The sequence below is a fragment of the Pandoraea iniqua genome (assembly GCF_902459685.1).
Classification (GTDB): Bacteria; Pseudomonadota; Gammaproteobacteria; order Burkholderiales; family Burkholderiaceae; genus Pandoraea; species Pandoraea iniqua.
Map to the genome: position 1 here is coordinate 1159541 of NZ_CABPSF010000002.1, position 22441 is coordinate 1181981.

General features: G+C 62.3%; 17 protein-coding genes. 12 read left to right on the plus strand and 5 right to left on the minus strand.

The window, feature by feature from the left end:
* The 6 genes from hflC to PIN31009_RS10980 all read left to right on the plus strand — a co-directional run bounded on the left by hflC (position 1) and on the right by PIN31009_RS10980 (position 5283).
* Positions 1–900 carry a protease modulator HflC gene (gene hflC, locus PIN31009_RS10955; RefSeq protein ID WP_058379250.1) on the plus strand — a complete coding sequence of 300 codons (900 nt, stop codon included), beginning with the start codon at positions 1–3 and terminating at the stop codon, positions 898–900.
* Between the two features lie 72 nt (positions 901–972).
* Complete coding sequence (locus PIN31009_RS10960; RefSeq protein WP_058379249.1) at positions 973–1164, plus strand: DUF2065 domain-containing protein; 192 nt, start codon at positions 973–975, stop codon at positions 1162–1164.
* A 39-nt stretch (positions 1165–1203) separates the two neighbouring features.
* Positions 1204–2364 carry an ATP phosphoribosyltransferase regulatory subunit gene (locus PIN31009_RS10965; RefSeq protein WP_150790193.1) on the plus strand — a complete coding sequence of 387 codons (1161 nt, stop codon included), beginning with the start codon at positions 1204–1206 and terminating at the stop codon, positions 2362–2364.
* 73 nt (positions 2365–2437) lie between these two features.
* Entirely contained in the window at positions 2438–3778 is a 1341-nt protein-coding gene (locus tag PIN31009_RS10970; RefSeq protein ID WP_150684161.1) for an adenylosuccinate synthase, read from the plus strand.
* A gap of 27 nt (positions 3779–3805) precedes the next feature.
* Entirely contained in the window at positions 3806–4342 is a 537-nt protein-coding gene (locus PIN31009_RS10975) for a phosphoribosyltransferase (protein ID WP_058379246.1), read from the plus strand.
* Between the two features lie 362 nt (positions 4343–4704).
* On the plus strand, positions 4705–5283 hold the full coding sequence (locus PIN31009_RS10980) for a DUF4189 domain-containing protein (protein WP_174997094.1): 579 nt from the start codon (positions 4705–4707) through the stop codon (positions 5281–5283).
* A 140-nt stretch (positions 5284–5423) separates the two neighbouring features.
* Here PIN31009_RS10980 and PIN31009_RS10985 read toward each other — a convergent pair whose 3' ends face one another.
* The 4 genes from PIN31009_RS10985 to PIN31009_RS11000 all read right to left on the minus strand — a co-directional run bounded on the left by PIN31009_RS10985 (position 5424) and on the right by PIN31009_RS11000 (position 11900).
* A complete protein-coding gene (locus PIN31009_RS10985) occupies positions 5424–7502 on the minus strand; it encodes a M3 family metallopeptidase (protein ID WP_150684163.1) in 2079 nt (692 codons plus the stop codon).
* A 172-nt stretch (positions 7503–7674) separates the two neighbouring features.
* The gene (gene folD / locus PIN31009_RS10990; protein WP_150684164.1) at positions 7675–8529 is read right to left on the minus strand and encodes a bifunctional methylenetetrahydrofolate dehydrogenase/methenyltetrahydrofolate cyclohydrolase FolD; all 855 of its coding nucleotides are present in this window, start codon (positions 8527–8529) and stop codon (positions 7675–7677) included.
* 264 nt (positions 8530–8793) lie between these two features.
* Complete coding sequence (locus PIN31009_RS10995) at positions 8794–9420, minus strand: response regulator transcription factor (protein WP_058379242.1); 627 nt, start codon at positions 9418–9420, stop codon at positions 8794–8796.
* Complete coding sequence (locus tag PIN31009_RS11000; RefSeq protein ID WP_246185599.1) at positions 9417–11900, minus strand: PAS domain-containing sensor histidine kinase; 2484 nt, start codon at positions 11898–11900, stop codon at positions 9417–9419. Before PIN31009_RS11000 ends, PIN31009_RS10995 begins: the two co-directional genes overlap by 4 nt.
* A gap of 342 nt (positions 11901–12242) precedes the next feature.
* Between PIN31009_RS11000 and aceE the strand changes: the two genes are divergently transcribed.
* The 4 genes from aceE (at position 12243) to lpdA (ending at position 19198) form a co-directional block, all read left to right on the plus strand.
* Positions 12243–14930: a pyruvate dehydrogenase (acetyl-transferring), homodimeric type gene (gene aceE / locus PIN31009_RS11005; protein ID WP_150790195.1), complete on the plus strand. Its 2688-nt coding sequence runs from the start codon at positions 12243–12245 to the stop codon at positions 14928–14930.
* Positions 14931–15027: 97 nt separating this feature from the next.
* Positions 15028–16716: a dihydrolipoyllysine-residue acetyltransferase gene (aceF, locus tag PIN31009_RS11010; RefSeq protein WP_150790196.1), complete on the plus strand. Its 1689-nt coding sequence runs from the start codon at positions 15028–15030 to the stop codon at positions 16714–16716.
* A 95-nt stretch (positions 16717–16811) separates the two neighbouring features.
* On the plus strand, positions 16812–17417 hold the full coding sequence (locus tag PIN31009_RS11015; RefSeq protein ID WP_150790197.1) for an Ntn hydrolase family protein: 606 nt from the start codon (positions 16812–16814) through the stop codon (positions 17415–17417).
* Positions 17414–19198, plus strand: a complete 1785-nt coding sequence (lpdA, locus tag PIN31009_RS11020; RefSeq protein WP_150790198.1) for a dihydrolipoyl dehydrogenase — start codon at positions 17414–17416, stop codon at positions 19196–19198. Before PIN31009_RS11015 ends, lpdA begins: the two co-directional genes overlap by 4 nt.
* A gap of 225 nt (positions 19199–19423) precedes the next feature.
* Here lpdA and PIN31009_RS11025 read toward each other — a convergent pair whose 3' ends face one another.
* On the minus strand, positions 19424–19987 hold the full coding sequence (locus PIN31009_RS11025) for a phasin family protein (protein ID WP_150684168.1): 564 nt from the start codon (positions 19985–19987) through the stop codon (positions 19424–19426).
* Positions 19988–20472: 485 nt separating this feature from the next.
* Between PIN31009_RS11025 and PIN31009_RS11030 the strand changes: the two genes are divergently transcribed.
* Both PIN31009_RS11030 and PIN31009_RS11035 read left to right on the plus strand, forming a co-directional pair.
* Complete coding sequence (locus PIN31009_RS11030; protein ID WP_150790199.1) at positions 20473–21414, plus strand: histone deacetylase family protein; 942 nt, start codon at positions 20473–20475, stop codon at positions 21412–21414.
* A 104-nt stretch (positions 21415–21518) separates the two neighbouring features.
* A complete protein-coding gene (locus tag PIN31009_RS11035; protein WP_246185600.1) occupies positions 21519–22427 on the plus strand; it encodes a DMT family transporter in 909 nt (302 codons plus the stop codon).
* The last annotated feature ends 14 nt before the right edge of the window (positions 22428–22441 follow it).

The window sequence follows — 22441 nt, forward strand, 5'->3', positions numbered from 1 at the left end:
ATGAACCGTATTGGAACCATTATTGTCGCGCTGATCGTTTTGCTGATCGTGCTTGCCTCGACCATGTTCGTGGTGGATCAGCGTCGTTACGCCGTCGTGTTTTCGCTCGGCGAAATCAAAGATGTCTATGGCCAGCCGGGCCTGAAGTTCAAGTTGCCGCCGCCGCTCCAGACCGTGCTGTATCTGGACAAGCGCATCATGACCATCGACAACCCGGAGCCGGAACGCTTCATCACGGCCGAGAAGAAGAACCTCATCGTCGACTCGTATGTAAAGTGGCGCATCGTCGACCCGCGCAAGTTCTACGTGAGCTTCAAGGGCGACAACCGTCTCGCACAGGACCGTCTGACGCAGCAGATTCGCTCGGCCTTGCAGGAAGCCTTTACGAAGCGCACGGTGACCGAAGTCGTGTCGTCGCAGCGTGAGCAGGTGATGCAGTGGGTCAAGCAGAAGGTTGGCGAGGATGCCGCGCAAGTGGGTATCGAGATCGTCGACGTGCGTATGCGCCGTGTCGATTTGGCCGCCGGTATCAGCGATTCGGTGTACAGCCGGATGGCCGCCGAGCGTAAGCGTGTGGCGAACGAGTTGCGTTCGACCGGCGCCGCAGAAGCCGAGCAGATTCGTGCCGATGCCGACCGTCAGCGTGACGTCGTTGTGGCCGAAGCTTACGCCAAGGCGCAACAGGTGAAGGGCGAGGGCGATGCTGCCGCCGCCAACATCTATGCACAAGCGTTTGGCCGTGACCCGCAGTTTGCTCAGTTCTACCAGAGCCTCGAAGCGTACAAGGCGACCTTCCGTGACAAGAAGGACGTGATCATTGCCGATCCGAACAGCGATTTCTTCCGTTTCATGCGGAGTTCGGGCGGTGCTGGCGCGACAGCCGGAAAAGCGGGAAAATAGCCCCCTTGACACCCGAGTAGCCGTCACCGCCCGCGTCAACCGCGGGCGGTGGCATTTTGGCCGAGTCCCCCCGTGACCAGCAGCACCCTCATTCTCGCTTTAGCCCTCATGCTGATTGTCGAGGGTTTGTTTCCGTTCGTCGCCCCGGACCGGTGGCGGCAAAGTTTTCGTAAAATAACGGAAATGCCGTCCGGCCAGATCCGATTCTTCGGTCTGGCCGCCGTGTCGCTGGGGCTGATTCTGATGCTGCTGGCCGATCACTAAAAGGTGCGCTTTGCGCGCCGTCTGAATACCGAAATACCCATGCCGAACTGGCTACTCCCTGAAAATATCGCCGACGTGCTGCCGTCCGAGGCGCGCAAGATCGAAGATCTGCGCCGGCTCATGCTCGATCGTTTCCGCACCTACGGCTATGAGCTCGTCATGCCGCCGATGCTCGAGTACGTCGAGTCGCTGCTGACCGGCACCGGTCACGACCTCGATCTGCGCACGTTCAAGCTGGTCGACCAGCTCTCCGGCCGCACGATGGGGCTTCGCGCCGACATCACGCCGCAGATTGCCCGTATCGATGCCCACTTGCTCAACCGCAAGGGCGTGACGCGCCTGTGCTATGCCGGCAGCGTGCTGTTCACGCGCCCGCGTAACCTGCTCGCCACGCGTGAGCCGTTCCAGATCGGTGCGGAAATCTTCGGCCATGGCGGGCTGGAGGCGGATCTCGAGATTCAGGAGTTGCTGCTGTTCTGCCTGCGTCTGGCGGGTCTCAAGCAAATTCGTATCGACCTTTGCCACGCGGGCGTGCTCGAGGCGCTGATCGACAGCGTGCCGGTGGCCGAGGCGCGGGAGAGCGAGTTGTTCGGCGCGCTGGCGACGAAGGACGTTCCCCAGCTTCAGGCGCTGACGCAGGATTTGCCGGTTCACGTGCGCGATGCCCTGCTGGCACTGACCACACTGTATGGCGAGCCCGCCGAGACGCTGGCGCGTGCCCGTAAGGCGTTGCCCGACCTGCCCGGCGTGACCGCGGCACTGGACGATCTGGACTATCTGGCGGCGTCGCAGAGCAAGGACGGACAGGCCGAGTTGTCGATCGATCTGGCCGATTTGCGCGGCTACCAGTATCACAGCGGCGTGATGTTCGCCGCGTATGTCGACGGCATTCCGAATGCGATTGCGCGCGGCGGCCGGTACGACAAGGTCGGTCAGGCGTTCGGGCGTGATCGTCCGGCAACCGGGTTTTCGCTGGATTTGCGTGAGTTGGCGGCAATTTCGCCAGTGGAAGCGCGCAGTAACGCGATTTTGGCGCCTGCGGACGACGTGCCGGGGTTGCGCACTAAGATCGAGAGCCTGCGCGACGCCGGTGAGGTGGTTATCCGCATGCTGCCGGGCCACGATCAAGACTTCGAGGAGTTCACGGGAGACCGCGTTCTCGTTGAGAAAGATGGCCAGTGGGTTGTGACACCCCGGTGAATCCGCTGAAAAAAGCGGCACTAGCGTACCCCAACACGGGTAGAATACGTTTTTAACCAAACCAACTATTGTTATGTCCGGCAATGCTTTGAATCAGGGACGCAATGTCGTCGTTATCGGAACCCAGTGGGGCGACGAAGGAAAGGGTAAGGTCGTCGATTGGCTGACCGATCACGCGCAAGGCGTGGTGCGTTTCCAGGGTGGCCATAACGCCGGACATACGCTCATCATTGGCGGCAAGAAGACGATTCTGCGCCTGATCCCGTCGGGCATCATGCATGAAGGCGTCACCTGCTACATCGGCAACGGTGTGGTGCTCTCGCCGGAAGCCCTGTTCAAGGAAATCGGTGAACTCGAAGGCGCTGGCCTGAAGGTCTGCGGCCGTCTGCGCATCTCCGAAGCCTGTACCCTGATCCTCCCGTACCACATCGCTATCGATCAGGCGCGCGAAGCACGCCGCGGCGCCAGCAAGATCGGCACGACCGGTCGCGGCATCGGCCCGGCGTACGAAGACAAGGTTGGCCGCCGCGCGCTGCGCGTGCAGGATCTCTTCGATCCGGAAACCTTCGCCGCCCGTCTGCGTGAAAACCTCGATTACCACAACTTCGTGCTGACCCAGTATCTGGGCGCGAAGGCCGTCGACTTCCAGGAAACCCTGGACACGATGCTGAGCTACGCCGAACGTCTGCGTCCGATGATCGCCGACGTGTCGCAATTGCTCTACGCGGCCAACCGCGAAGGCCAAAAGTTGTTGTTCGAAGGTGCCCAAGGCACGCTGCTCGACATCGATCATGGCACGTACCCGTACGTGACCAGCAGCAACTGCGTGGCCGGTGCCGCGTCGGCGGGTGCTGGCGTGGGTCCGCAACAGCTGCATTACGTTCTCGGCATCACCAAGGCTTATTGCACGCGCGTTGGCGCAGGCCCGTTCCCGAGCGAACTGTACGATGCGGACAATCCCGCGCGTCAGGAAGCCATCGGCCTGCAACTGGCAACGGTGGGCAAGGAATTCGGTTCGGTGACCGGCCGTCCGCGCCGCACTGGCTGGATGGATGCCGCTGCGCTCAAGCGTTCGATCCAGATCAACGGCGTGACCGGTCTGTGCATGACGAAGCTCGACGTGCTCGACAACCTCGAAACCGTGCGTCTGTGCGTGGGTTACAAGATCGACGGCAAGACGGTCGACATCCTGCCGCGTGGCGCTGTGGATGTGGCGCGTTGCGAGCCGATCTATGAAGATTTCCCGGGCTGGTCGCAGAGCACGTTCGGCGTGAAGTCGTGGGATCAGCTGCCGGTGGAAGCGCAGAACTACCTGAAGCGCATCGAAGAAGTGAGCGGTATTCCGATCGATATGGTGTCGACCGGTCCGGATCGCGAGGAGACCATTCTCCTGCGTCACCCGTTCAAGAACTGAGACCCCGTAGGATTGGAACGGCACACCATGAATCTGCCCCAAAACGACGATAAGAACCTCTGGGTTTCGTGGGACGAATACCATCGACTGATCGAGCGCCTCGCGCTCAAGGTCTATGAGTCCAACTGGAAATTCGACAAGATCCTGTGTCTGGCCCGTGGTGGCTTGCGTGTGGGCGATCAGCTCGCGCGCATCTACGACGTGCCCCTCGCGATTCTGGCGACGAGTTCGTATCGTGAGGCCGAAGGCACCGTTCGCGGCGACCTCGACATTGCCCAGTACATCACCATCACGCGCGGCGAGCTGGAAGGCCGTGTGCTGCTGGTCGACGATCTGGTCGATTCGGGCGTGACGCTCGAGCGTGTCGGCAGCCACCTGAAGGAGCGTTTCCCGAAGGTGACCGACGTGCGCTCGGCCGTGCTGTGGCACAAGGCCTGCTCGAAGGTGGCACCGGATTACGCCGTCGATTTTCTGGCGACAAATCCTTGGATTCACCAGCCGTTCGAAGAGTACGACACGCTGCGCCCGCACAATCTGTCGGCGTGGATCAAGCGCGGTACCTGAGCGTTTGAACGTGTGAGCGGAGATGCCGGGAGGCGTTTCCGGCGAGGGTGATCCCTCGCGATGCAGGCGGTGGCACCGAAAGGTGCGCCGCCTGTTTTGCTTTGTGGATGGCGGATAAGCGGCCCGACGGTGCGCCGCGGATACGCTGACGGTGGCCCGAGGTGGCGCGAGGTGGCCGGAAAACCTCAAAAACAGCGACAAAACTCCCTTCTGCTCGGCGCATCGTGCGCCTCATGGCTGTGGTCTGATGACGCTATCGATTTAGTCAACGCAGACGCCGTCCTCGCGGCACCCGCGGCACCGTCATGACGATGTGGCTTCGCTTCCTTTTCCTAATCAGTCTCCCCGTATTGGGCTGTTTGATGGCACTCGCCAGCACGCAGAGCTTCGCTGCGGCTGCCGTCGCCGGCATTCGCTCGGGCGGGACGCTGCGCTACGTCTTCGTGGGCAACCAGACATCGATGGCGAAGGCCAAACTGGTAGCGCTCAATAAGTGTCGTAGCCAGCTTGCGCCGGGTCGGCGGGGCGGGCGTTGCGAGATCATCATGGCGGGTAACGGGCCGGCCTATTGGTCGGTCGTGCATGCGAGCAACGGCGAGATCGGTGTGGCGCTTGGCGACGAGAAGGCGGCCGCAGTGCAAGACGCGTTTGTGGTCTGCCAGCGCGGTGGCGATTGCGCGATCGAAAATGCGCAGGTCTGGTATGACAGCGGCCAACGTCCCGGCAAACGTCCGCCGGCGCCGCAGCCGGCTCAGGCGCCTCAGGCGCAGTGCAGGATTCCCACCGGACAGGTGGTGCGCATGCAGACGCGCTGCAACAACGGTGAATGCGTGCGGACGTACGAGAATGGCTGCACTGTACGGTTTCAGGCGGCACGGTGTCTCGACCGGGAGACCAACAGCTATGTCTGGCGCCCGAACGCCTGCGACGACGACAGTTGATAGCGTCGGCCCACTTCAGAGAGGCTCGTCTCAAATGAAACGGGCCGGATCCCGTGAAATTCAGGATCCAGCCCGCGGCCTCTCGGCCCGTACGGCGCTACCGATCAGACGTCGATCCGGTCACACCAATTCAACGCCAATCAGTTAGCCGACATGCCGCTATGACGCAGTAGCGCATCGACTTGCGGCGTGCGGCCACGGAACGCGATGAACGATTCCATCGCTTCGCGGCTGCCACCGACGGCGAGAATCTCGTCGCGATAACGCGTCCCCGTCGCGGTGTCGAGCACCGTGCCGCTGACCTTGGCGGCTTCCTCGAACGCAGCATAGACATCCGCCGAGAGCACTTCCGCCCACTTGTAGCTGTAGTAGCCCGCCGCATAACCGCCGGCGAAGATGTGGCTGAACGTATTCGGCCAGCGCGAAATCTCGGCTTGCGGCGTTACATGCAGACGGTCGTTGATACGGCGCGAGACGTCGAGCACCGACTCCGGCCCACGCGGGTCGAAGTCGTAGTGCAGGTGCATGTCGAAGTCCGAGAACACCACCTGACGCAGCATCATCAGACCGCTCTGGAAATTGCGGGCGGCGATCATCTTGTCGAACAGCGTGCGCGGCAGCGGTGCGCCGGTGTCGACGTGGGCGGTCATGTGCTCGAGCACATCCCATTCCCAGCAGAAGTTTTCCATGAATTGCGACGGCAGCTCGACGGCGTCCCATTCCACACCGTTGATGCCGGCAACGCCTGCGTCTTCCACCTGCGTGAGCATGTGATGCAGGCCGTGACCGAACTCATGGAACAGTGTGATGACGTCGTCGTGCGGCAAGAGCGCGGGCTTGTCGCCCACGGGTGCCGGGAAGTTGCAGACGAGATAAGCGACCGGCGTTTGCAACGCGCCGTTGTGCAGGCGCTTGCGCGTGCGGGCGCTGTCCATCCATGCGCCGCCACGTTTGCCTTCGCGTGCAAACAGATCCATGTAGAACTGGGCCACCAACTCGCCGTCGCGCTCGATTCGGAAGAAGCGCACGTCCGGGTGCCACGTCTCGGCGTCTTGCGGGCGAATGGTCACGCCGAACAAGGTGCCTGCCACGCGGAAGAGGCCGTCCAGCACCTTCGGCAGCGGGAAATACTGGCGAACTTCCGTCTCCGAGAACGCATAACGCTGTTGGCGCAGCTTCTCCGAGGCGTAAGCCGTGTCCCACGGTTCGAGCTTGTCGAGGCCGAGCGACTTCGCGGCAAAGTCTTGCAACTCCGCCCAATCCTTTTCAGCATACGGACGCGCCCGCTTGGCCAGATCTTCGAGGAATTCGAGCACTTGAGCGGGGGACTCGGCCATTTTCGGCTCGAGTGACACCTCGGCGTAGTTCTTGAAACCGAGCATCTGCGCTTCTTCACGGCGCAAGGCGAGTTGCTCCACCACGATCTTGGTGTTGTCCCACTCCGCCTCGCCCTCGCCGTATTGCGGACCGAGCTCCGAGGCGCGCGTCACATTGGCGCGGTACAGCTTTTCGCGCAACGCGCGGTTGTCGGCGTATTGCAGCACCGGGAAATACGAGGGGAAGTGCAGGGTGAATTTCCAGCCTTCAACGCCATCGCGCTCGGCCGCAGCGCGTGCGGCGGCCTTGTCGTCTTCAGGCACGCCAGCGATTTCCTGCTCGTCGGTGATGACCAGCGAGAACTTGTTCGTCGCGTCGAGCACGTGATCGGAGAAGGCCTTGCCAAGATGGGCTTGCTCTTCCTGAATCTCGGCAAAACGCGGCTTTTGGTCCTCGGGCAGTTCGGCACCGCCCAGACGGAAGCCGCGCATTTCGTTATCGAGGATCTTCTTGCGAGCGGTCGTCAGGCCGGCGAATTCCGGGCCGGCCGCGATGGCCTTGTACTTGTCGAACAAGGCGAGGTTCTGGCCAACGCTGGCGGAAAACTCGGTGACGCGCGGCAGGTTGTCGCTATAGGCCGCGCGCAGTTCGGGGGTATCGGCAACGGCGTTCAGGTGTCCGACGATTTCCCAGGCGCGGCCAAGGCCCTCGGTGCCGTCTTCCACGGCGTCGAGAATGTTGGCCCATGTCGCCGGCGTTGACGGATCCGCCGCCCGGTCCACCGCGGCACGCGCCTGTTCGAGCAGAACGTCGACGGCGGGAGTCACGTGCTCGGGGCGAATATCGGCGAAGCGGGGGAGTCCTTCGGTATCAAGCAGGGGATTGGTTTGCGGCGTATTCATGCGATCGATGTCCACTTGAAGGGGCTTACGAAGAGTGTGGGGGCATCCCTGCGATTTTTCCAGTCGTTTTTTTCAACTGGAATGATTGGGGATTGTCATGGCGAACGGCGTACTGGGCCGTCAACCACGTTCCTTCGCAAGCCCCGTCCCGTCAGGCGGGGCAGCCAGATGCTCAGGCGCCCAGCGCGCGCTCAGCGGCTTCGATCGTGTTGACCAACAGCATTGTGATGGTCATCGGGCCGACGCCACCCGGCACGGGCGTGATGTAACCCGCCACGTCCTTGACGCCGTTGAAGTCGACGTCGCCGCACAGCTTGCCGGCGTCGTCGCGATTCATGCCGACGTCGATCACGGCGGCGCCCGGCTTGACCATATCGGCGGTGACGATGTTGCGCTTACCGACGGCGGCGACGATCACGTCGGCGTTGCGGGTATGCGCGGCCAGATCCTTCGTCTTGCTGTTGCAAATCGTGACGGTGGCGCCCGCTTGCAGCAGCATCATGGCCATCGGCTTGCCGACGATGTTCGACGCGCCGATCACGACAGCCACCGCGCCGCGCAGCGGGAAGTCGACCGACTCCAGCATCTTCATGCAGCCATAGGGCGTGCACGGACGGAACAGCGGCGCGCCCGTCATCAGTGCACCGGCGTTCGAGACGTGGAAGCCGTCCACATCCTTTTCCGGGGCGATGGCTTCGAGCACCTTGTGGCTGTCGATGTGCTTCGGCAGCGGCAGTTGCACCAGAATGCCGTTGATCTTCGGATCGCGGTTGAGCTCATCGATACGAGCGAGCAGGGCGGTCTCGGTCAGGTCGGCCGGATAACGGTCGAGCGACGAGTAGAGGCCGTTGTCTTCGCAAGCCTTGACCTTGTTGCGCACGTAGACTTGGCTCGCCGGATCTTCGCCGACCAGAACGACGGCGAGGCCGGGCTGATGGCCACGGGCGGTGAGGGCGGCGGCGCGCGTGGCAACTTCGGCGCGAATGCGTTTGGCGAGGGCGTTGCCGTCGATGAGGGTGGCGGTCATGGTGCGTGGGTATCGTGTGAAGGAAGGGGGCTGGCCTGAGAGGCCGGATACGGCAGCGTCGGCCAAGGCGGGTGGCAGACGGCAAAGACCGTATTATAGCGGCGCGCCGATGGCGGCGGGAGGGGGGCGGGGGTGTGGGATCCACCTCGCGCGGGCCGGTGGTGTGCCGGCCCTTGGGGGAATGCAAGGTGGAATCTGCCGGTGACTGCCCGCCGGGTGGTGGCGGGGCAGCGGTGTGCTCAGAAAGCCCTTGTCAGGCGGGACTCACGAGCGCTTGGACAGGGCGAGACGCAGCAGGTCGGCGACCGTGTTGACGTTCAGCTTCTCCATGATGTTGGCCCGGTGAGCCTCGACCGTCTTGATGCTGATGCCGAGATCGTCGGCAATCTGCTTGTTCAGACGACCGGCGATGATGCGTTCCAGCACCTGTTGTTCGCGGCCCGTGAGGCGCGAGAGCAGTTCCTCGGCCTGTTGCTGCTCGCGTTGGCTGCTGGCGTCCTGACGGGCTTTCGAGAGCATGCGCTCCACCAACGCCCGCAGTTCCGCTTCGTCGAAAGGCTTTTCGATGAAGTCCATCGCACCTTTCTTCATCGTGTTGACCGCCATCGGCACGTCGCCGTGGCCCGTCACGAAGATCGTGGGGATGTTGATCTTCTGCGCGATCAACTGTTCCTGAAGCTCCAGACCGCTCATGCCGGCCATCCGCACGTCGAGAATCAGGCAGCCCACCTGACGTCGGTCGTAGTGCGAAAGAAACTGTTCGGCGCTTTCGAAGCCGCGCACGTGGTAGCCATTGGCCTCAAGTAGCCAGCGCAGCGAATCGCGCACTGCCTCGTCGTCATCGACAACAAAGACAGTTTCTTGATCGATATTGGTGTTTGGTGTCGTCATAGTCCTCCCCCGGATCCGGATGTCGTATCGCCTTCTAACGGTAACAGAATACAAAAAGTACAACCATTCCGCACGCCGTCGACTTCATTGTTTTCTACCCACAGACGGCCGTGATGCGATTCGATGATGGAGCGGCAGATGTTCAGGCCCATGCCCATGCCGTCCGATTTGGTACTGAAGAACGGTTCAAACAACCGTTCGATGGTGGCTTCGTCCACGCCTGGGCCGTGGTCGGACACCTGAAACTCAATCGACTTGTCGCGCCGCTCAACGTGCAGACGCACCGTCAGGTCGCGCCGCTGGCCGGGCGGCGGCGTATAGCCGTGCATCGCTTCGGCGGCATTCTTCAACAGATTCACCAGCACCTGTTCGATCAACACCGGGTCGACGTAAATCTGTGGCAGTCCTGCGGGCAGCTCGGTCACGATGCGCACCCGGCGCTTGCGCGCCTCGATCTCGGCGAGCCCCACCGCATCCGCCACGATCTCATAGATTGATGACGGTTGACGCTTCGGTTCACTACGTTTCACGAAAGCGCGAATGCGCTTGATGATCATGCCTGCCCGAACCGCTTGCTGAGACGTTTTTTCCAGCGCCGGCAACAGCGTTTCCGGTGACGTGCGGCCCGCGCGTACCAGTGCAGCAGTGCCCATGCAGTAGTTGTTGATCGCCGCGAGCGGCTGGTTCAGTTCATGCGCGAGCGAGGAGGCCATTTCACCCATGGTCGTCAGACGACCAGTGAACTGTAACCGTTCCTCCTCCTGCCGTGCCAATTCTTCTGCATGGCGCCGTGCCGTGATGTCGGTGGCAACCTGCAACTGCGCCAGATGGCCGTCCACCCACTGAATGTACTGGCGGCGCACTTCAAACCATTTCTGGTGCGTGGGCAGATAGATTTCCTGCGTCTCCGCGGCCGTATCGGTCAGCGATGCCGCCGGCAAGCCAGCGAACGCATCGACCATGTCGATATGATCGAGCGAGGTCGGCGACAGCTCGCCGCCGCCCGACAGTTCGAGGTGACCTTCCGGGCGCGTGCCGAACAACTGGCGGTAGTAACGGTTGGCGAACAGCAGCTCGGCCTTGTCGACCGCCAGCACGGACACCGACGCGTCGAGGCTTTCCAGCACGGTCGTGAAGCGTTCGTGCGCAGCAGCGAGTTCTTCGCGCGCACGCTTCGGCTCGCTGATGTCGGTCAGCGACGACATCCAGCCGGTCTGACGGCCGTGCGCGTCCACGAGCGGGGAGACGAACATGCGGGCATAAAAGATCGTGCCGTCTTTGCGCTGCACACGAATTTCAAAGCCGTGAGAGGGTGCCTTGCCGCGCAGCGTCATGTCGATGCGCCGCTGCATCTCGTGAATATCGTCTTTGGGCCAGTACGGGTAAGGCGGCGCACGATTCATGAGGTCGGGCTCATCCCAGCCCGTCATGCGGCAAAACGCCGGATTCACATACGTAATGTGGCCTTGCAGATCGAGTACGCGCATGCCGATCACGATGGAGTTTTCCATCGCGCGCCGGAAAGACGTTTCGTTGAAGAGTGCCTGCTGGGCTTCGAAGCGCTGGCGCGTGTGCCGCCACAGACTCCAGAGGCTCCACAGCACGAAGCACGACAGCCCGGCAATCAGCCAGACCAGCGTGTTGTTCACGAAGTTGCCGACTGCCGGATACGAATAAATGCGAACCGCGAGACTGTGGCCGGGCGGATCGAGCAGTAATTCATAGGAGACGTCGCGCGGCAGCGGTGGCCGTGTCGATGTCGTCGCGAGTTCATTGTTGTGCGTGTCGATGAACGACACCTTGAACTTGTCGCCGAGCTCTTGCGGTAACTCGTGGATCAGCAGGCCTTCGACCGAGTAGACCGCGCTGATTGTGCCGAGAAACTCGCGCTCCCGAAGCACCGGCACCTGCACGACGATATAACTCGCGCCCGAGGCGTCATAGATCAACGTGGAGTAGGCCGAGCGCCGGGAGTCGCGCGCCGCGCGAAACGCCACCAGCAACTCATCTTCCATCGGATGTTGCGCGGTGCCCTGCAAGCGCGAAGCAAACGGCGAGTCGGCGGGCACGGCCCACTTCGGGCGTTGCCCGGCATCGAGCCAGTTCATGAAGACGATGTCTGCATGGTTCTGCATCAACTCGCTGGCCGTGTTCTGGAAGTGCGCAATGTCCTGAGGCTTGGCTGCGGTGTCGCGCGCAAGGGAACTGATCTGGTCCTGAATGGCCAGCATGTTCAGGCGTATCTGCTGCTGCGCCCACGCCACGTTGCGATAAAGGGTGTCTTGTTGCTGTTCGGTCTCGCGACGGTTCAGGCTCCACAGGATCAGACTCATCACCACGAGGAAGATCACAATGGAGACGAGCGGCACCAGCAAGTAGTAGTGCGACTCCGCGAACCCTTGCAGCCAGCGGTTCGAGCGGGCGGGCGTGGCGGCGGTCCGGGACGGTGGGGCGGAGTTGGCGAGGCGTGGCGAAAGCATGCCGAGATTGTAGCGCAGGCCGGCCATTTTCCTGCGTCTTTGCCCCGAGATGCCCTGCTTTTCGGAAGCGTCCGAGGTTTTCGGTAAGACGCCCGCTCAAAACCGCGCTGAGACCGATCGGTACGCCGTTAAACCGTGTTGAGATGGCATCTCCAAGCCCTTGATTTTATGTGCACTGCAACAGAATTTCGCACTATGAAATTTACTATCGTAATCTGAAATTTCGCTTGCGAAGGCAGGAATATCCTTCGTACAATGCCCCGGTAAAAATGCCGGTGGGCCCGTCCATGAAGCGGGTATCGACCATTACGCCAACCCGCTAACGACAGACAAGGAGACACCATGTCCGCCGTACCTGAAGAAGCCCTCAAGATCGTGTCCCCTGCGGACGCCGATCCCCAAGAAACGCAAGAATGGCTGGCCTCGCTCGAAGGCGTGCTGGCTGCGGAGGGCCCGGACCGTGCCCACTACCTGCTCGAGAAGTTGATTGAATTCGCCCGTATCAACGGCGAACATCTCCCGTTCTCGGCAAACACCCCCTACATCAACACCATCCCCGTCGACCAGCAAGCCCGTATTCCGGGCGATCAGGAAATCGAGCACAAGATCCGCTCGTACACCCGCTGGAATGCGATCGCGATGGTGCTGCGTGCCGGCAAGGACACGAACGTCGGCGGCCACATCGCCTCGTTCGCCTCGGCCGCGACGCTGTACGACGTCGGTTTCAACCACTTCTGGCACGCCCCGTCGGACAAGCACGGCGGCGATCTGGTGTTCGTGCAAGGTCACTCGTCGCCGGGCGTCTACAGCCGCGCGTACCTGCTCGGCCGTCTGGAGATGACCCAGCTCGAGAACTTCCGTCAGGAAGTGGACGGCGGCGGTCTGTCGTCGTACCCGCACCCGTGGCTGATGCCCGATTTCTGGCAGTTCCCGACGGTGTCGATGGGCCTGGGCCCGATCATGGCGATCTATCAGGCTCGCTTCATGAAGTACATCGAGTCGCGCAATATCGTGAAGACCGAAGGCCGCAAGGTCTGGGCCTTCCTCGGCGACGGCGAAACGGACGAACCGGAATCGCTGGGCGCGATCGGCATGGCGGGGCGCGAGCGTCTCGACAACCTCGTGTTCGTGATCAACTGCAATTTGCAGCGTCTGGACGGTCCGGTGCGCGGTAACGGCAAGATCATTCAGGAACTCGAATCGGAATTCCGTGGCGCCGGCTGGAACGTCATCAAGGTCATCTGGGGCAGCCGCTGGGATTCGCTGCTCGCCCGCGATCGCAAGGGCCTGCTGATGAAGCGCATGATGGAATGCGTGGACGGCGAGTATCAGACGTACAAGTCGAAGGACGGCGCCTATGTGCGCGAGAACTTCTTCAACACGCCTGAACTGAAGGCCATGGTGGCCGACTATTCCGACGAAGACATCTGGGCGCTGAATCGCGGCGGTCACGATCCGCACAAGATCTACGCGGCCTATCAGTCGGCAACGCAGCACAAGGGTCAACCGACCGTCATCCTGGCCAAGACCATCAAGGGCTATGGCATGGGCGAAGCGGGTCAGGCCATGAACATCACCCACCAGCAGAAGAAGATGCCGGTGGAGTCGCTCAAGAAATTCCGCGACCAGTTCAAGCTGCCGCTGACCGACGACGAAATTGCCGACGTGCCGTACGTCAAGTTCGAAGAAGGTTCGAAGGAACTCGAGTACATGCGCGCACGCCGCATGGAACTCGGTGGCTACCTGCCGCAGCGCCGTACCAAGGCCGCTTCGCTGCCGGTGCCGGCCCTGACCGCTTTCGACGCACTGCTCAAGGCGACGGCTGAAGGCCGTGAGATTTCGACGACGATGGCGTTCGTGCGTATTCTCAACGTGCTGCTCAAGGACAAGGCGCTGGGTCAGCGTATCGTGCCGATCGTGCCGGATGAATCGCGTACGTTCGGTATGGAAGGCCTGTTCCGCCAGATCGGTATCTGGAGTCAGGTCGGCCAACGCTACATCCCGCAGGATCAGGATCAACTGATGTTCTACCGCGAGTCCGAGAGCGGTCAGATCCTTCAGGAAGGCATCAACGAAGCCGGCGGTATGTGCGACTGGATCGCCGCCGCAACGTCGTACTCGACGCACGGCGAGACGATGATCCCGTTCTACATCTTCTACTCGATGTTCGGCTTCCAGCGCATCGGCGATCTGGCCTGGGCCGCTGGCGACATGCGCGCCCGTGGTTTCCTGATCGGCGGTACCGCCGGCCGTACCACGCTCAACGGTGAAGGCCTGCAACACGAAGACGGTCACTCGCTGCTGTGGGCGTCGTCGATCCCGAATTGCCTGCCGTACGATCCGACGTTCGCCTTCGAACTCGCCGTGATCGTTCAGGACGGTCTGCGCCGCATGGTGCAGGATCAGGAAGACGTGTACTACTACCTGACGGTGATGAACGAGAACTACGCGCACCCGGCCATGCCGGAAGGCGTGGAGCAAGACATCCTGAAGGGGATGTATGCGTTCCGCCGCGGCGTGGACAACAGCAAGGCACCGCGCGTGCAACTGCTGGGTTCGGGCACGATCTTCAATGAAGTGATTGCTGCGGCCGAGATGCTCAAGAACGACTGGGGCGTCGAATCGGATCTGTGGAGCTGCCCGAGCTTCACCGAGCTGTCGCGCGAAGGCAATGACGTGGCACGCTACAATCTTCTGCACCCGACCGAGACGCCGCGCCTGTCGCACGTCGAGAAGTGCCTGAACGACACGCGTGGTCCGGTCATCGCATCGACCGACTACATCCGTACGTATGCGGATCAGATTCGTCCGTTCGTGCGCGGTCGTTACGTGGTGCTCGGTACTGACGGCTATGGCCGCTCGGATACGCGTGAGAAGCTGCGTCACTTCTTCGAGGTGGATCGTAACTGGGTGACGGTCGCTGCGCTCAAGGCGCTGGCCGACGAAGGCACGCTGCCGGCAAGCAAGGTTGCCGAAGCGATTGCCAAGTACAACCTGAATCCGAATAAACCCAACCCGATGACCGTCTAAAGGCCGCTTCGCGCGGCAGAAGTGTCCGCCAGCCGCCCCCCAGCGGCAGGCGGACGCGCGCCGCACGACAAGCGCAGCCTCGAGGAGACTGTGGAAAATGAGTCAAGTGATCGAAGTGAAAGTCCCGGACATCGGTGACTTCAAGGACTTGCCCGTGATCGAAGTACTGGTCAAGGCGGGTGACAAGATCGACGCCGAGCAGGCGCTGATCACCCTGGAGTCGGACAAGGCCACGATGGATGTGCCGAGCCCGGTTGCCGGTGTTATCAAGGCACTGAGCCTGAAGGTTGGCGATGAAGTGTCGGAAGGTTCGCTGATCCTGACGCTCGAGACCGTCAACGGTTCGGGCGCACAAACCAATGGCGCTGCTGCACCGGCCGCCGCGCCTGCCGCGGCACCGCAAGCCGCTGCACCTGCACCTGCTGCTCCGGCGGCGGCACCCGCAGCACCGGCCGCGCCGGCTGCCGCTGGCGGCACGAGCAAGATCGACGTGAAGGTGCCGGATATCGGCGGCTACGACGACGTGCCCGTGATCGAAGTGCTGGTCAAGGTGGGCGACACTGTGACGGCCGAGCAATCGCTGGTCACGCTGGAATCGGACAAGGCGTCGATGGACGTGCCGAGCCCGGCCGCTGGTGTGGTCAAGGAAATCAAGGTCAACGTCGGCGACAAGGTCTCCGAAGGTTCGCTGATCGTGGTGCTCGAAGGTGCCGCTGCGGCACCGGCCAAGGCGGCGGCTGCTGCCCCGGCACCCGCGCCGCAAGCCGCGGCACCTGCTGCGGCACCGGCACCTGCACCGGCGGCCCCGGCACCCGCCCCGGCGGCTGCCGCAGCCCCGGCGCCCCAATCGGGAAGCCAGCCGATCAGCCATGCCAGCCCGTCGGTGCGCAAATTTGCGCGCGAGCTGGGCGTGGAAGTCACGCAGGTCAAGGGCACTGGTCCGAAGGGCCGCGTGACCGTCGACGACGTGCGCAACTTCATCAAGAGTGCATTGGCCGGCGGTAATCGTCCGGCGGCTGCGGGCGGCGCGCCCGCAGGCGGTGGCGAGCTGAACCTGCTGCCGTGGCCGAAGATCGACTTCTCGAAGTTCGGTCCGGTCGAGCCGAAGGCGCTCTCGCGCATCAAGAAGATTTCGGGTGCGAACCTGCATCGCAACTGGGTCATGATTCCGCACGTCACGAACAATGACGAAGCGGACATCACCGAACTCGAAGCCTTCCGCGTGCAATTGAACAAGGAAAACGAGAAGGCTGGCGTCAAGGTCACGATGCTGGCGTTCGTCATCAAGGCCGTTGTGATGGCCCTGAAGAAATTCCCGACGTTCAACGCAAGCCTCGACGGCGACAACCTCGTCTTCAAGCAGTACTTCCACGTGGGCTTCGCTGCCGACACCCCGAACGGTCTGGTCGTGCCGGTTGTGCGCGACGCGGACAAGAAGGGCGTGTTCGAAATCGCTCGCGAGACGTCGGACCTGGCCAAGCTCGCCCGCGAAGGCAAGCTCAAGCCGGATCAGATGCAAGGCGGTTGCTTCTCGATCTCGTCGCTCGGCGGGATTGGCGGCACCACGTTCACGCCGATCATCAATGCGCCTGAAGTGGCCATTCTGGGTCTGTCGCGTTCGTATCAGAAGCCGGTGTGGGATGAGCGCAAGCAACAGTTCCTGCCGCAACTGACGCTGCCGTTGTCGTTGTCCTACGATCACCGCGTGATCGACGGCGCGGAAGCGGCTCGCTTCAACGCTTACCTGGGCCAACTGTTGGCGGACTTCCGTCGCGCAATGCTGTAATGGCCTGTGCTGCCGGCCCACGCGTAAGCGCAGGCCGGCAGCCGGTACCGGCCATTGCAGGCGCAAGCTTCGGCATCTGGACGAGGAGGGGCACCATGACCACCGTGGTAGTCGTCAGGAAGGCGGGTGAAATCGCGATTGCCGCCGATTCACTCGTGACGTTCGGCGACACGCGACTTTCGCAGTCGTACGAGGAAAACCGCAAGGTGTTTCTCGTGGGCGACTCGTATATCGGGCTTGCCGGTACTACGGCGCATTTCCCGGTCATGCGTGCCATTCTCTCGGGCATGAGCGACGAGTGCCGTCTGCACTCGCGCGATGAAGTGTTCCGCACGTTCTGCCGCGTCCATCAGAAGCTCAAGGAAGAGTATTTCCTCAATACGAAGGAGGAAGAAGACGATCCGTACGAGTCGTCGCAGATCACTTGTGTGATTGCGAATCCGACTGGTATCTACGGCGTTTATTCCTACCGGGAAGTGTTTGTTTTCGATCGGTTCTGGGGCATCGGCTCGGGACGCAACTATGCGCTCGGTGCCATGTACGCCCTCTACGATCAGGATCTGAGCGCAAGCGCCATCGCCGAGGCCGGCGTCAAGGCGGGCGCGGAATTCGACAAGAGTTCTGCTGGCCCGTTTCAGGTGCACACGTTTCCGATCGATACCACCATCAAGTCATATATGCGACAGGGAGACCCCGCATGAGTCTCATTGAAGTCAAGGTGCCGGATATCGGCGCAGAGGGCGTGGATGTCATCGAAGTGATGATCAAGCCCGGCGACAAGATCGCCAAGGATGCTTCACTCATCACGCTGGAGTCCGACAAGGCCTCCATGGAAGTGCCCTCGGAAGTGTCGGGCACGGTCAAGGAAGTGAAGATCAAGGTGGGCGACAAGGCGAGCCAAGGCACGGTGATCGCCATCATCGAAGCCGAAGATGCAGGTGCCGCGAAAGCCGCTGCACCGGCAGCCCCGGCCGCCGCACCTGCCAAGGCTGCCCCGGCAGCAGCACCGGCCGCGCCGGCAGCGCCCGCTGCACCGGCACCGGCCGCCGCTACGCATAGCGGCGGCGCCGACACCGAGTGCGAAGTGGTCGTGCTGGGCGCAGGCCCCGGCGGCTACTCGGCAGCGTTCCGCTCGGCCGATCTGGGCCGCAAGACCGTGCTGATCGAGCGTTACGCAACGCTCGGCGGCGTGTGCCTGAACGTGGGCTGCATCCCGTCGAAGGCACTGCTGCACACGGCCGCTGTCCTCGAAGAGGCGCAGTCGCTGGGTCACCACGGCATTTCGTTCGCCAAGCCGGAAGTCGATCTCGACAAGCTGCGTGCGTACAAGGACAGCGTGGTCGGCAAGCTGACCGGCGGTCTGGCCGGCATGGCCAAGATGCGCAAGGTCGAAGTGCTGCACGGTGTGGGCACGTTCCTTGACCCGAACCATGTCGAAGTAGTCGCCGCTGACGGCAGCAAGCGCGTGGTGAAGTTCGCTCAAGCGATCATCGCTGCCGGCTCGCAAGCCGTGAAGCTGCCGTTCCTGCCGGAAGATCCGCGCATCGTCGACTCGACCGGTGCGCTCGAGCTGCGCCAGTTGCCGAAGAAGATGCTGGTCATCGGCGGCGGCATCATCGGGCTGGAAATGGCCACGGTGTACAGCGCACTCGGCACCGAAATCGATGTCGTCGAAATGCTCGACGGCCTGATGCAAGGCGCCGACCGCGATCTGGTCAAGGTCTGGGAAAAGATGAACGCGAAGCGCTTCGGCCGCGTCATGCTCAAGACCAAGACGGTGGGTGCGGAAGCCAAGGCTGACGGGATTTACGTCAAGTTCGAAGGCGAGGCCGCACCGGCCGAACCGCAGCGTTACGACCTCGTGCTGGTGGCCGTCGGCCGCAGCCCGAACGGCAAGAAGATCGGTGCCGAAAAGGCCGGCGTGTCGGTGGGCGATCGCGGCTTCATTTCGGTCGACAAGCAGATGCGCACGAATGTGCCGAACATCTTCGCGATCGGCGACATCGTCGGTCAGCCGATGCTCGCGCATAAGGCCGTGCACGAAGCGCACGTTGCCGCCGAAGCCGCCGCAGGCGAGAAGGCTTACTTCGACGCCATTCAAATTCCGTCGGTGGCCTACACCGATCCGGAAGTGGCATGGGCCGGCAAGACCGAAGACCAACTGAAGGCGGAAGGCGTGAAGTACGGCAAGGCCGTGTTCCCGTGGGCCGCTTCGGGCCGTGCGATTGCCAACGGTCGCGATGAAGGCTTCACCAAGGTGCTGTTCGACGAAGAAACGCACCGCATCGTGGGTGGCGCGATCGTCGGGACGCACGCGGGCGACCTGATCGGCGAACTCTGTCTGGCAGTGGAGATGGGCGCTGACGCGGTGGATATCGGTAAGACGATTCACCCGCACCCGACGCTGTCGGAGTCGGTCGGTATGGCAGCAGAGATCTACGAAGGTGTCTGCACCGACGTGCCGCCGCCGCGCAAGAAGTAAGTGAGTCGGTCACCGGCTTGAATGCCGGGCCGAAAAAAACCGCCACGCCTCTTCGGAGGGTGGCGGTTTTTTCATTCCGGGCGCCGCAAAAAGAAAACCCGGCACGGGGCCGGGTTCGAAAGGTACCTGCGGTACCGAGGAGACAACTTGCGTCGCGGCGTCAGATGGGACTGCCGCGATCAATTCTCAAACGTCCCTCGTGCTACACAGACAGGACGCAGACGATTACTTCTTGGCAGCGGTCGCGGCGCGCGAGGCTTGAGCAGCAGCCTTCGTGGCAACATTGGTCGCGGCAGCAAAGTTCGTTTCGGCGATTTCAACGGCTTGCTTGGTTGCCTTCTGCACGCTGTCGAATGCGCTGTTGGCAGCGGACAGGGCCGACTTGGCGAGTGCAACTGCCGATTCCGAACCGGCCGGTGCGTTCTTGGCCAGGTTGTCGAACAGCGATTGCACATTCTGCGAGCTTTCCGCCAGTTGGGCTTCGGCCACCTTGGTCACTTCGGCTTGCGTCGACGAAGCGATTTCATACAGGTGACGGCCGTAAGCGAGTGCCTTTTCGGCAGCCGGCTGAACGAGGTTGGCTTGCAGAGCGAGCAGTTCCTGCGCGTCCTTCACAGCGAAAGCCTTTTGCGCGGTCGAAGCGGATTCTGCTAGCGATGCCTTCACGGCCTGCAGGTTCAGTTCGACGAGCTTTTCAACGCCTTCAAAGGCTTTGTTGGTCAGGCCAAACAGGGTTTCGAGGTTGGCCTTGTGGGCGGCAGCGAGTTGCTCGGGGGTCAGAAACGACATGGCGTTCTCCTATGGTGTCATACACAACGTATCGACCCACTCCGTGTTCGCTTTGTTGGTTCTCACCTTATTTCGGTGAAAACACGGTTGGGGCCTTCTCAAGTGGTGCAATGTTCTTTGTTGCATCGCACAATTGCAAGTTTAGAGATATTTTTGTCGCTGTCAAGTCTTTTTTTGTGCGGCGCAACAATTCAACAAAAGCTTACTAAATCAACCGCTTGGGTGGCGCATGACAGTCGCGTGACACCGCGCTGCGGCGAATTGTGACACCCCCTTGGAAAGCCTTGATTGGTGCGGCTTTGCACCGATTGGGGGCGCGGCGAACCCGGCGCGGCGATGGTACTATCGTCGGGTTCCGGCACTGGCGGAGCGGTCACTCGCGGCAAAAATCCGAAGGGTTTTTCTAATCGGCGGCGGGTACCGAGCGCCAGTGCCGATGTCGTTCAACGCCTTTTGCGTGCCGCGTCTGCCGGCCAATCGTGTCGATGCAAGCGTTTTACAGCGACCATTTCGTCCTGCCTCTGCCCCCCGGGCACCGCTTCCCCATGCAGAAGTACGCGCGCCTGCGTGAGCGCGTCGCGTCTGAGTTGCCGCAAGTGACGCTGGCGGAAGCGTTGCCCGCTGACGACACGATGTTGCGCAGAGTGCACTCGGCGGACTACGTCACCCGTGTCAGCACCGGGGCACTCGATGCCAAGGAACAGCGTGACATCGGCTTCCCGTGGTCGACGCAGATGGTCGAGCGCTCGCGCCGGTCTGCCGGGGCGACGGTCGCCGCGTGCCGGGCGGCGCTGGTCGACGGCGTCGCAGCGAATCTGGCGGGCGGTACGCATCACGCCTACGCCGATCGCGGCGAAGGGTTCTGTGTATTCAACGATGCCGCAGTTGCCGCGCGCGCGATGCAGGCCGAACTTGGGCCCGGCACACGCGTCGCGATCATCGATCTCGATGTTCATCAGGGCAACGGGACGGCGGCAATATTCGAGCACGACGCCAGCGTGTTCACGTTGTCGCTGCATGGCGAACACAACTATCCGTTTCACAAGGCGCACGGCGATCTCGACGTGGCGCTGCCCGACCGTTGCGGCGACGACGAGTATCTGATTGCGCTCGGCCATGCGTTGACGGACCTGTTCGCGCAATTCACGCCGTCGCTCGTGATCTATCTCGCCGGGGCCGATCCACTGGAAAACGACCGGTTGGGCCGCTTGGCACTCTCGCATGACGGTTTGCTCGCCCGCGACCGCAAGGTGCTGACGGCATGTGTCGAGCGCGGCCTGCCCGTCGCCATTGCTATGGCCGGCGGTTACGGGCGCGAAATCGAACAGACCGTCGCTGCCCATTTCGCAACCCTTCGGCTGGCCAGCCAGTTCCAGCGCACCGGCCACCGTCTTCAGGACGTGTCCGTGCACGACATTCTCGTATGACCGGGCGAAGGGCAGACCCGTCCGTCGCGCCGCGCGCTGCGTCACACCCGGGGGCCACGCCTTCGGCACCCTCGACCGGGGGCGCTGCGATCTGGTCGGCCACCATGCCCTGGTGGTTCGTCCTGATCTGGAGCACGGGCTTTATCGTGGCCAAGTACGGCATGCCGAATGCCGAGCCGCTGACGTTTCTCACGTGGCGCTATGCCGGCACGCTGATCGTGATGCTCCCCATCGCGTTAATGACCGGCACGCCTTGGCCGCGCCACAAAGTCGACGGCAAAGATGTGGCGAACTGGGCGCTGTACGGCCACCTCGCCGTCTCGGGCATTCTCATTCAGGCGGTTTATCTCGGCGGTGTCTGGGCCGCGATCAAGCATGGCGTGCCGGCGGGATTGGCCGCGCTGATCGTTGGCATTCAACCGCTGCTGACGGCGCTGTTCGCGAAGGTCGTCGGCGAGCCGGTCTCCCGGCGTCAATGGCTTGGCCTGATGTGCGGCTTTGCAGGCGTGGGTCTTGTGGTGGCCAATAAGGTCGGCGTGCGCGGCGTAGGCCCAGCGGCGATTGCGCTGTGCGTATTGAGTCTGGCCGCGATCACGGCGGGCACGCTTTATCAGAAGCGGTTCTGTGCGCAGTTCGACTTGCGCGTCGGCACGATCGTCCAGTTTGGCGCCGCCTTTGTCGTGACGTTACCCGCCGCGTGGCTCCTCGAAACCATGCAGGTGCGCTGGAACGCGGAAATGATCGGCGCATTGGCGTGGTCGATATTGGCGCTCTCGATCGGCGCGATTTCGTTGTTGTTCCTGTTGATCCGGCATGGCGCGGCGACCAAGGTGTCGAGCCTCATGTACCTGACGCCGCCCACGACTGCCGTGATGGCGTGGCTGCTGTTCGGCGAGACGCTCTCGCCGTTAAGTGCCGCGGGCATGGTGGTGGCTGCGCTCGGCGTGGCGCTCGTGATCGAACGGCGGTCGGTATCGACAACGCCCCCGGCATCGACCGACATAAAGACATAACTACACGTCGACAT

What these genes read in the sequence shown, in the direction of transcription:
- PIN31009_RS11025 (WP_150684168.1), bottom strand. Translation starts at nt 19,987, where the DNA reads ATGTCGTTTCTGACCCCCGAGCAACTCGCTGCCGCCCACAAGGCCAAC.
- PIN31009_RS10965 (WP_150790193.1), top strand. Translation starts at nt 1,204, where the DNA reads ATGCCGAACTGGCTACTCCCTGAAAATATCGCCGACGTGCTGCCGTCC.
- lpdA (WP_150790198.1), top strand. Translation starts at nt 17,414, where the DNA reads ATGAGTCTCATTGAAGTCAAGGTGCCGGATATCGGCGCAGAGGGCGTG.
- PIN31009_RS11030 (WP_150790199.1), top strand. Translation starts at nt 20,473, where the DNA reads ATGCAAGCGTTTTACAGCGACCATTTCGTCCTGCCTCTGCCCCCCGGG.
- PIN31009_RS10995 (WP_058379242.1), bottom strand. Translation starts at nt 9,420, where the DNA reads ATGACGACACCAAACACCAATATCGATCAAGAAACTGTCTTTGTTGTC.
- PIN31009_RS10975 (WP_058379246.1), top strand. Translation starts at nt 3,806, where the DNA reads ATGAATCTGCCCCAAAACGACGATAAGAACCTCTGGGTTTCGTGGGAC.
- PIN31009_RS11035 (WP_246185600.1), top strand. Translation starts at nt 21,519, where the DNA reads ATGCCCTGGTGGTTCGTCCTGATCTGGAGCACGGGCTTTATCGTGGCC.
- aceE (WP_150790195.1), top strand. Translation starts at nt 12,243, where the DNA reads ATGTCCGCCGTACCTGAAGAAGCCCTCAAGATCGTGTCCCCTGCGGAC.
- PIN31009_RS10970 (WP_150684161.1), top strand. Translation starts at nt 2,438, where the DNA reads ATGTCCGGCAATGCTTTGAATCAGGGACGCAATGTCGTCGTTATCGGA.
- PIN31009_RS10980 (WP_174997094.1), top strand. Translation starts at nt 4,705, where the DNA reads ATGGCACTCGCCAGCACGCAGAGCTTCGCTGCGGCTGCCGTCGCCGGC.
- folD (WP_150684164.1), bottom strand. Translation starts at nt 8,529, where the DNA reads ATGACCGCCACCCTCATCGACGGCAACGCCCTCGCCAAACGCATTCGC.
- aceF (WP_150790196.1), top strand. Translation starts at nt 15,028, where the DNA reads ATGAGTCAAGTGATCGAAGTGAAAGTCCCGGACATCGGTGACTTCAAG.
- PIN31009_RS11015 (WP_150790197.1), top strand. Translation starts at nt 16,812, where the DNA reads ATGACCACCGTGGTAGTCGTCAGGAAGGCGGGTGAAATCGCGATTGCC.
- PIN31009_RS10985 (WP_150684163.1), bottom strand. Translation starts at nt 7,502, where the DNA reads ATGAATACGCCGCAAACCAATCCCCTGCTTGATACCGAAGGACTCCCC.
- PIN31009_RS11000 (WP_246185599.1), bottom strand. Translation starts at nt 11,900, where the DNA reads ATGCTTTCGCCACGCCTCGCCAACTCCGCCCCACCGTCCCGGACCGCC.
- hflC (WP_058379250.1), top strand. Translation starts at nt 1, where the DNA reads ATGAACCGTATTGGAACCATTATTGTCGCGCTGATCGTTTTGCTGATC.